The sequence below is a fragment of the Seohaeicola nanhaiensis genome (assembly GCF_042654245.1).
Taxonomy (GTDB): domain Bacteria; phylum Pseudomonadota; class Alphaproteobacteria; order Rhodobacterales; family Rhodobacteraceae; genus Seohaeicola_A; species Seohaeicola_A nanhaiensis.
The window spans coordinates 1-9981 of sequence record NZ_JBHSGI010000007.1; the positions used below are offsets into that span (position 1 = coordinate 1).

At 64.3% G+C, this 9981-nt stretch carries 10 protein-coding genes; all 10 read right to left on the minus strand.

What is annotated here, in order from left to right:
• Window positions 1-111 precede the first annotated feature (111 nt).
• A complete protein-coding gene (locus ACFO5X_RS10205) occupies window positions 112-408 on the minus strand; it encodes a hypothetical protein (protein WP_380717318.1) in 297 nt (98 codons plus the stop codon).
• 44 nt (window positions 409-452) lie between these two features.
• Window positions 453-2240, minus strand: coding sequence for a sialate O-acetylesterase (locus ACFO5X_RS10210; protein ID WP_380717319.1), 1788 nt, complete (start codon window positions 2238-2240; stop codon window positions 453-455).
• Window positions 2241-2276: 36 nt separating this feature from the next.
• A complete protein-coding gene (locus ACFO5X_RS10215; protein ID WP_380717320.1) occupies window positions 2277-4430 on the minus strand; it encodes a phage tail protein in 2154 nt (717 codons plus the stop codon).
• A complete protein-coding gene (locus ACFO5X_RS10220) occupies window positions 4420-4860 on the minus strand; it encodes a DUF6950 family protein (RefSeq protein ID WP_380717321.1) in 441 nt (146 codons plus the stop codon). The genes ACFO5X_RS10215 and ACFO5X_RS10220 overlap by 11 nt, the downstream gene beginning before the upstream one ends.
• Window positions 4857-5444, minus strand: a complete 588-nt coding sequence (locus tag ACFO5X_RS10225) for a hypothetical protein (protein WP_380717322.1) — start codon at window positions 5442-5444, stop codon at window positions 4857-4859. Before ACFO5X_RS10225 ends, ACFO5X_RS10220 begins: the two co-directional genes overlap by 4 nt.
• Window positions 5441-6130 (minus strand): hypothetical protein, encoded by a 690-nt coding sequence (locus ACFO5X_RS10230; protein ID WP_380717323.1) that lies wholly within the window; start codon window positions 6128-6130, stop codon window positions 5441-5443. Before ACFO5X_RS10230 ends, ACFO5X_RS10225 begins: the two co-directional genes overlap by 4 nt.
• 1 nt (window position 6131) lies before the next feature.
• Complete coding sequence (locus ACFO5X_RS10235; protein WP_380717324.1) at window positions 6132-8339, minus strand: phage tail length tape measure family protein; 2208 nt, start codon at window positions 8337-8339, stop codon at window positions 6132-6134.
• On the minus strand, window positions 8329-8487 hold the full coding sequence (locus ACFO5X_RS10240) for a DUF7697 family protein (protein WP_380717325.1): 159 nt from the start codon (window positions 8485-8487) through the stop codon (window positions 8329-8331). Before ACFO5X_RS10240 ends, ACFO5X_RS10235 begins: the two co-directional genes overlap by 11 nt.
• A 50-nt stretch (window positions 8488-8537) precedes the next feature.
• The gene (locus tag ACFO5X_RS10245) at window positions 8538-9074 is read right to left on the minus strand and encodes a hypothetical protein (protein ID WP_380717326.1); all 537 of its coding nucleotides are present in this window, start codon (window positions 9072-9074) and stop codon (window positions 8538-8540) included.
• Between the two features lie 11 nt (window positions 9075-9085).
• A partial coding sequence (locus ACFO5X_RS10250) for a phage tail tube protein (protein ID WP_380717327.1) occupies window positions 9086-9981 on the minus strand: 896 nt, incomplete at its 5' end.

The window sequence follows — 9981 nt, forward strand, 5'->3', positions numbered from 1 at the left end:
GCGCCTCCACATCCAGAACCGCGTGGATTTCATCCTCCCCGACGCCGATCCGGTCGCCGATGCGCGGGAGGTCGATATCATCGAGGCGCTTTGCCTTTCCCTTGAAGTTCATCAGCGTTTGCCTTCCAGCCGGAGGAGCGATGCCTTGATCTCTGATAGGGTCTCGATGATGCCGAGCTGCCGCTGATCCTGCCGGGCAACGCTCAGGTCGATAATGCGGATCGCGCTATCCTGCGCGGCGTTCACCATCCGGTTCCGATCCACCTCGAGCGAAACGGTTTCCACCGTCTTTGCAAGGGTAGCGAGCATCCAGACCACGCCGCCAAACTGCACCGCCAAGACGATCAGCGTGGCAACCGGTATGCGCTTGTCGAGATGCCACGGCTCTCTTTCAGGGGTTTCAGCCATGGGGCCTCCCAAGTTCAAAGTTTCAGATTTGAAGGATTGGTGGGTTACGCGCCGTTGTCGGCACGTGCGACCTCGACCCAGAAGCCATCGCGCAGGATCAGGGTCAGCGAGTCGTAGAAGTTATCCATGATGAAATCCCCGGCCAGCTTGAGATTTCCGACACCGTCTTTCGCCACGACAGTCCTGGTATCGTTCGATGGGAAGATGGTCAGCCGCGCGCCATTCGGAATGCCGGTAGTCCCGATGGTCTCAAGATCGTCGGACGCGGCGGCGGCTTCGGTGTTGATGGCGTGCGCGCCATGCGTAACGGTGATTGCGCCGGAGGCGATAGTCAGGTTTGCGCCCTGCGCATGAGGCTCGAAGCCCTCAATCACCGGGCTGGGGTCTCCCTCGATCCGCATGTCGAGGACGTTGAAGGCAAAGGCGGCATCATTGCTGCCGCCGCCGGCAAAGAAGGTCGGGACAAACCACTTGGCCCCTGCCGTGAAAATGCCATCCGCGCCGCTTCCCGCGCGGCCAACGGTCCCGGTCACGACAACCCGGCCATCGGCAAAGGCCAGCGGGCTTTGCGGCGGCGTGAAGTTCTGGAAGCCGAGATAATTCCGATCCTCGTCCCACTCATACACGGTGATGCGGCAGTCAGCGGTGCCGGGGCTGCCGATCACAACGGCTGGATCGTCCAGAACCTTCATCTCGAAGGTGGACCGAAACACACCGTTTTCCGGCACCCGGTAAATCCGACGCGACGGCAGAATGATCTGGTCGTTGGCCGGCTGAGAGTAGCACCAGCCCAGGTCGGCATCCTCGATGATCGCCGGAACGCCGTTGAGAACGCGCGGAAGACGAGACGCATAGTCGAAATTGGTGGTGTTCGTGGAGCCTCCGCTTGTCGCCCAGGCCAGACCGGCGTCGACCGAGAGGTCGCCCCCTATCGCTTCGATTTCATGCGGCTCCTGAGCCGTCATTGCCGCGTCCGCATAGCGCGCGCCGAACTTCGCCAGGCTCTCGCCGGAGAAATGGACATTTGCCGCCTCGAAGGAAGTCAGGCCAACAGAACGCGCGATCTTCACGTTGGGCCAGTCCATCTGGATGCGACGCAGGGCGTTCAGATGCCGGAGGGCATAGGTGTTCTCCGGCACCGGGCAGAGCTCACCGAACACGATGACGGTCTGCTCGTCGATCCAGCCGGTATCCTTGAGGTCCTGAAGAACGACGATCCATTTCCGGGCGAACAGCTCGACCTGTTCGCCAAGATTTGCTTCGCCCTGGTGGATGATGACCGCATTCAGCTTGGTCGGCGCGCCCGGCACTTGCGGCATGGCGGCGGCCAGCGCCGTCTTCATCGCCGCGTTGAGGTTTTCATCGCTGACGTCGCGGGTCCAGCCGTTGGTCGACAGATCGGTGTTCCGGATGAACGCCTCGACCGCATGCCCCCCCATGGCGACCTGGATCTGGTATTGGCGGTTGCCCGTGCGCTCGCCCATTGCCTTGGCAAAATGAAAGCCGAGGTTGTTGGCCCAGGCGCCGGACGATCCGATGTTCAGGGGCGCCGTGCCGAAGGCGGCGACGTTGAACGCATTGCCCTGCGCGTATGTCGATCCGGATGCGTTCGAATTCCACAGCTCGACAAGCGGGCTTGCGGACTGATCGCCGCCAGTCGATCCCCCGATCCCGCGCGCATTGGACTGCCCCAGCACCAGCGACGTGAAGACCCGCCCCTGAGCCTCGGCTGCGGTCTCCTCAAGAAACACCTTCAGCTCGCTCTTTTTCGGCTTGTAGGAGTCCGAAGGCGGATTGCCAAAGAGCACCTGTTCGGCGGTTTGCGTCGTCATGCTGTCCTCGCTGATGTTCGGTGGATCGGTCGGGCGTTACGGCCCGGGCGCGCTCAGGGTGACCGGCTCGGGCCCCGCGATCGTGCCGGCGATCCCGCTCGAATTGATCGGGGCCGCCCAATAGTAGAAAGTGCCGTAGCCCGCCGCGTCGGTGTAGCTGTCGCCGGCGCTGGGGATGCCATATTCGGTGTGCACCAGAGCGGCCGATCCAAAGGTCGCGGTGGTGCCGCGCCAGATGCGCGTCCCGAAATACTGGCCATCGTTCGGGGCGGTGAACTCGACCAGGGCCTGCCCGTCTCCGGCCTCGGTGACATCGAAGTCGGTCAGATCGCCGGGTGGCGTGGGGTTGACCACGACAACCGTCTCGATAGGCGGCTCAGGCCCCCAGGGCGATGCCCCCGCCCCGGCCGTCCGATTGCGCACCTGCGCCTCGACCGTCGCCCCATCCGCCAGGCCGGTGACCTGCAGGACCTCCGCGCTCTCCGAGGTGCGGGCGGTCAGCCAGTGCGTGTCGCCGACGATCCGGTAGCGGACCTCTTGCGTGAACGCCGCATCCTGCGCCGGCCAGGCGTATTGAATGGTGCCCTGCGGCAGCGCGGTGCCGGTCAGGCTGGCCGGCACCGGCACGCTGCCGTCCGAGACGACCGTCACGCCGTAGGACGGCCGTTCCGGCTCTTCCGTCGCCGCGTCGAAGGCGAAGTCTTCCGGCTCAACGGAATTTGCCGTCAGGGTGAACATGCCGAAGGATTCACGCGACAACATGCCCACCTCGAAAGCCTGGTCGATCCCCAGCGGCGGATGCAGCACCCGAATAATCCGGTGTGCTCCACCGCCTTCACGACCGCCAAGGATTTCATATCCGGCCATGCCGATCGTGCCGGTGAGCTGGTATTTTGCGCGCTTGGACCGGGCGAGCCGTTTTGCGACTCGGGCGCCCTGATTGTGGTTCGAAATCATGAAGACGCGCGGCTCTTCCTTCACCGGCTTTGCAACCGCATTCTCGACCCAGCTGCCGGTCGGCGTCTCGCGCCAGGCATTGGCGGGTTCGGTGTAGACAACTGCGACCTCATCCGGCGCATCCGCACCCCACTGCCCCTCGGTCAGCTGAAGGTCGTAAAAGTCATCGATGTCGAGCGTCAGGGTCGGCTCCTCCCAGCGGCCAACCCGAAATCCGACCTTCCCATCCGTGCGCTCGTAGAAATAGACATCGGCCGCCGCAGCGAGCTGGACCCGGTGGTCCTCGTAATCCTGCTCGTCTGAAATTGTGCCATTCAAGGTCCAGCGCGGCTGCGGGTCGCCCTCGGCGTTGATGACGATTTCGTCGCTGGTGTCGGCCTCCTCCGCCACCTCATCCCAGTCCACCTCGCTGCCGCGGATATTCACGATCCAGTCGGCAATCACCCTGGCGGCGTTCCCGCTGAACCCACTGGTGCTGTCGCGCGGGTCAAAGAGATCGTTCTTGCCGTCGATCACCGGTGCATAGGCCCACTGCCGCCCGGAGGGATAAATCTCGGTGAATGACGCCTCCGGAGGCCGCGCCGCCCAGATGGTTGCGCCGCTCAGCCCCTTGAAGTCGTGGGCGGCCGTCATTTCGGTGAAGGCCGAAACCAGACCCGGATTTGCCACCTGAGCAGGTCCGCCGGTCATGACATCGATTCGTCCATAACCGGCGATAGGCGATGTCGCGATGTTGCTCTTCTCGGGGTCAGCCTCTGTCGTCAGGGTGACGGTCCGTTCATCCAACCAGTGTTCCACTACCCCTTCAATTGGATGAGCCGCCAGGATCGGCACATAGTATCGCCGCCCGTTTTTGAACCCGGTGAAGCCGATCGGCCCGCCCTTGCGCGTGCGCCCGTATGCCCACTCCGCATACGCGATCGCCTGCGCGAAATTTACCATCCGGGACGCCGGCGGTGCGACAGCCGGTTTTGGGGCCAACTGCCGCGCCACCGCCGAAAGGCCAATCGCCAGAACGGTGCGCACCACAAATCCACCGATTGCCGTGCCGGCGAATGTCACTCCCGCTGCGAAGCCAGACGTCGCGCCAACGGCGACGCCCAGTCCGGCGGCGGCGCCGGAGCTGACACCAATCGATCCGAGAAAGAACCCGGTCACGGGATCGGCCTTGGCCTCAACCGGCGTCAGTGCCGTTGAGGCCAGGAGCGCGGCGAGCAGCAAACTACGCCGCATAACCAACCCCCCAGATTGCCGGGCCCGTCGAGTCGCTGACAACAGTCACAAGACGCTGGTTCAGGGTCGTGGCGCCGGTGGGCCCCTTGCACCCCCAGGCCTCGCCCAGCCAGATCGCACCGCAAGGCGTCGAGCGGGCACCCACCGAGCGCGCCAGGATCACCGCGACGTCGCCTGCGTTTGGCTCAGGCACGCGTGGCAATCCACCGATGGTGGCAAGGCATCGCTCCACGGCCTGCACAGGCGCAGTCATGAACCCGGTCTGGCGCTGGCAACTGGCGGCACTGTCGTAGGTCAGCCGGATATGCGCCGCGGGATCGACCCCGCGCACCCGCAGAACCCAGTCGGCGAGGCATGTCATGCAATCCATCTCGCCCCAGATAAAGGGCGCGGACATCCAGCGATGCATCTCCTGATAGAGCGGCGTCATCCGAACAGCTTCTCTTCTTCGAAATCGGTTGTCGGGATGTGTTCCAGCGACGGGTTCGGCTCGCCAATCAGGCGTGCGTGCCCTTCGGTGTTCAGCGCGATCCGGCGTGCCGCCCGCCGCTTTTCGGACCAGGCCTCGAAGCTCAAAGTTATCGATCGATCCTGCGCACCGTTTGCCGAGAATGTCAGAGACCGAGCGATGCGCCGAAGCCACCGCAAAGGTGGGCAGACCGGCGCATAGAGCTCTTCCATGGTCGCGAAGGGCTGAATGTAGAAGGTCACGGGGCGGTCCCGAATGTAGTCCAGCCCCAGCGCCTTCACCTGCGCCACCAGGTCGGGTGCCCGAGGATCCTGAAAGAAGGATAGCGTCATGCTGCCCTCCGGAGCCTCCCCGCCGATGGCGCTGCCAAGGCTGGAAACGCTGCCGAGGGACGACCCGACCCAGGTGTTTCCGTTGACATCGGTAAACACCCCATCGGCACCGATGATGAACCGCGCTGGCCCGCCGGCGGTGTCGATCTCGCACAGGTCGAGACCGCCAATGATGTCACCGCGGCGATAACTCTCAGACGGAAAGAAGCTCATCGGGTGAGCACCTCCCGGAACTGGAACACGGGGCGCGCCTCGTGCTTGAATTCATAGGTCAGGTCTCCTCCCCCCGCCTCGGCCACCTCAAACAATCCGACGCCCTCGTGCAGGATCATGTCGCCCGCCGCGATGGCGGCGCGCAGCGGCATCTGAACGCGCAGGTCGTAGACGCCGGCGGAGACCATCGAGACCGCGACCACCGCAAACGGCCAGTCACCATGCCCCATGATCTGACCCACCCGCGGCACGATGCCGGCTGGCGTGATATTGACCCGCAGCTGCGTCGCTCCCGCCGCCGCGCCGTTCACGGCAGTGCAGGTCGGCTGGAAGTCGAAACCGACACCCTCATCGAAGGTGACGCCCTCATCAAAAGGGATACCCTCCGCACCAATCCCGGCGCCCCAGACAGCTCCCTGAAAATCGAACCCGATCGGATCGATCATCGAGAGCCTGTAGATGTTGACCTGCCCTTGCGCCGCCAGCTTCAGCGCGCGCCAGGACAGGATGGTTTCCCGTCGCAGGTAGAGGCTGGGCGCCCCGATCCAGCGTGGAAAGGCGTTGAACACGGTGCGGTTCATGCCTCCCGTGGTTTCGCCCATGGACTGACCGCGCCAGTCGATATCCCACGACGAATTCATGACCCGCATCAGCTCGCGCGGGACGGTGATGATCTGACGGTCCATCTCAGCCCTGCCGCTTGGTGTAATTCGCGAGAGACTGCGGGGTGCGCCGTTCCTGCGCCGCCATGCCCGCGCTCACGATCTGCAGACTGTCGTTGCGCGCCTCACCCAGCCAGGACGCGCGCAGACCCGGCTCCAGCGAGATGTGCAACGATCCGTTCATCTGGCCCGACTGCCCGCGCGCAACCTCGGCCCGCGACTGGACCCGCTCGCCGCGCTGCAGGATCGCCGGTATCTCGTCATGCCGCAGAATATCCGCGCCGCCATGCAGTCGCGGCGCGCTCATGAACAGCGCCGCGGGCACGTTGCGCGTTGTGCCCGGTGACCCGACATCGCCGCCACCATGCAGGATGCTGGCCCCGACACCGGCCCCACCGCCCTTACCGCCCCCAAACAGGCCCCCGAACCAGTCGGCAATTGGTGTCAAAAAGGTGCGGCGCACCGCAATCATGGCCATATCGGCGATGATCGAACGGGTGAATTCCTTGAACTCAAACTTGCCGCCGTCCAGGAAGTTGCGGAACTGTTGCTCCCCACTTTTGAACGCGCCGACCAAGGCTTCGCCGATGGCCTTGCCGGTCTGCATGCCCTCCTGCGCATAGTTCTTCAGGGCGATGCCGATCGATTCCCAGCCAGTCTTCGCGCCTTCCAGCGCAGTCACCAGATCGAAGACCTCCTTTTTCTCGGCCATCGTGGCATCGGCCAGCTTTTCCGAGTATTCCAGCATTTTCGCCTTGACCGGATCGGTCTCGCGCAGGACGGCCAATTCCCGTTGCAGCGACTTCACCAGCTCGTCGACCTGGTCCTTTTCCTTCCCGCCGCCGGCCTTCTTACCGCCGCGGGAGTTCCTGATCGCCTGCCGGCGGACGGAGTTGTAGAAATCTCCCATCGGGTCTTCGTCTGCCGTTTTCGATGCCCGGGCAGCGAAATCATCCCATTCCTTGCCGTATCGCTTTTCGGCAGCCAACTTGCGTTCTTCCGAAGACTTCCGGTCAACCTCAAATCCGCCGACACCCGGGATGAAAACCGGTCCAAAGTTCGTTCCGAAAACGGAATTGAACCCCTCTCCTACACCAGTGAGAAACACCTCGATGGCGGTGCCCATCTTGTAGAGCGCTTCGAAAACCTTCGCGGCAGCACCATTGAAGCCGGCTTCAAAAAGGTCGGGCACAGTCGAGATCGCCGTGCCGATGCCGTCGACCGAGATTTTGATGCCGTTTATGATCCCGTTGCCGACCCATTTGACTCCGGCGATCACCCCGTCCCAGGCAGCCGAGAACCACTCGCCTATCATGTCGACGGCAGGCTTGATCCACGAGTAGATTCCGCGACCGATCACCTGAAAGATCGCAAGGGCCGTGTCGCCAAACCCGACCGTCACCCCCTTGGTCTCATTGATCTCGTGGCGCAGCCCTCCGACGATGATGCCGATACCGGCCAGCGCGCCCGTCAGGACCGGCACCCTGGTGACCAGGCCACCGATCATCCGCCCCACATCGCGCAGCGCGCCGCCGACGCCGCCGCTCCCCGGCCCGTAGATTTGCGCGATCTGCGAGCCCTGCTGCGCGAAGACCATCATCGGGTTCATGCCGCCCGCCAGCGACACGATCACATCGTTGACCTGATAGCCGAGCATCTGGAGCCGCATCGCCGTCATGCGGCTGGCCTTGCCCATGTCCTCGATGCCACGCGCCCGACCGCGCAGGGCGGCAATGCTGTCCAGCGATGCGCTGCGCGAGCGATTGATCGCCGCCGTCATCTCATCGGCCGAGATCGCGCCCTCGAGGTGCGCGGCCTTGATGGCAGACACCTCGGAGCGATAGGTGCGGATCGCCGCGAACACGGGGTTATACTTGGCCCGCAGATCATCCAGCGCCTGCCCTTGGGCGATGTATTCCGCCGCCGACATGCCCCCGGCCGAGGTGACGCCCGTGGCGCGGTTGATCCGGTCGACCAGCGGCGAAGAGGCCTGCGACTGCGCCCGCATCGCCGCCAGCGCGGCGGTGGACTTGGCGACGATCGACTCAAGCTTGGCCTGCGCCTGCGCCGCGGCGTCGCCGACCCGATCGAGACCAGCCGCCGCAGGCCCTGCCCCGTCGCGCAGGTTCTCCATGGCCTCCCGGCCGGCTGCGCCGACGCCGCGCAGCTCGGCCTTGACGGTGTCACCGCCGGCGGCCGAGATGCGAACGGAGAACCTCTTTTCACGCGTCATCGGAGCTTGGTGCCCTTTTGTTCATGTGGTAGACCGCGACGGCCTCGATGTCAGGAAGCAGCTCGGCGATGGCGAACGGGTCGATCCCCATCGCATCGCCCAGCCGGAAGGCGACATTCAGGTCCCAGCCCAGGATCCTGACGGCCACGCCCGAAGCCACGCGGAGCTGGCCGCGCAGCTTCAGGACCAGTGACCAGATCAGCTTGCCTTCTTCGCTTTGCGGACCGAGCGACCGGCGCGGGCACTCCGCGCAGAAGCTTTCGCAGTAGCCGCAGTAGTCCGCGCCCTCGCCGAAGTGCCATTCCGCGAGGGCGCAGAGACGTTTTTTTCCCGCTGCACCAACAGCCAGCGCGCGAGGTATTTTTCGGTGAAGGCATCGTAGATCGGCGCCACATCCAGGAAGGCGTCGATGTTCTGCGGGGTCACCGCCGCCGGGCTGTCGTCTTCTCCTTCGACACCTTCCCAGCTGTCGATCACGCGTCGCGCCACGGCCTTGGCGAACATGAGACCAACCCGCCCCTTGGACCGGATCAACTCGGCCGAGGCTGCGGCATCATCGCCGGCCTCTGCCAGCGCGCGGATTTCGTCGGCATAGTCCAGCAGGCTGTCATCCGCCTTGGCATCCTCGATCACGGACGTGAGCGCCGGACGCGCCGTGATCGTGATGCCAGGGTCATTTTCACCCCCGGGGATCAGCTCATACCGCTCGGGGGCGGCGTTCAGGTGCAGCTTCATGAGGTCTCCGCTCAGCTGGGATTGTTGAAATCGGCCATGTCGTTGATCAGCGTGGCCGTACACATGACGCCCTCAGCGCTGTTCAGCGCGGCCTGCCAGGCGAAGGTCGCCTGCATGCCGCCCGGGCCGGTGATCGGCAGGCGCGGGACCGGCAGATAGACCTCGTGCGCGGTCAGGGTGAACTTGACGCCGGCCGAGATGGTGTAATCGAACTCCAGCTCGCAGGGCGTGCCGTTCGTTGCCTGGTCCAGCAGCGTGGTATTGGCGAACCGGCTGACAATGCTGCCGGTCAGCGCGCCAATCGACTCGTCAGCACCGTCGATCTTGCCATCCGCGCGAATGACTTCCACCCGGTCCAGATTGTTGGAATAGGTGATTTCGCCCGAGACGATGTTGCCGAGTGTGCTGCCCTCTCGGCTGATCGAACCGTTGAACGACCCGAAGCGGGTCAGCACCAGCTCCTCCAGCGTTCCTGCAGCGCTCGAAGTGGCCTTGGCTTCGCCCTGCGCGATCAGGTTCATGGTCGCCGTCACCAGGCCCGAACGCTGCATCGTCCAGTTGATCGAGTTGGCCTTGACGCCAGTCAGCATCCGGTAGGATGGGACATCCGGGTTGCCAACCTCGATCGCCGCACTTGGCAGTGCCCAGCTGCCCGAGGTGAACTCGTGCGTGTAGGGCGCCGACGCCCCGGTGGTCGTAGGTGCGCCCATCAGCAGCTTCAGCCAGATGCCGAGGAACCGGGCGTCGATCGGCACGGCCACATCGCCATCGGCGGTGATCGCATCCTTGACCGGCGGAAGCGGGTCGCGCCCATAGCCCAGAAGCTCATTGTTGAGCAGAGGCTGTTCGCTGCCAAGCGTCGTGCTGGCAAAAGGCATCTTCCAGAAGCTGTCCGCAGCCGGGGCGG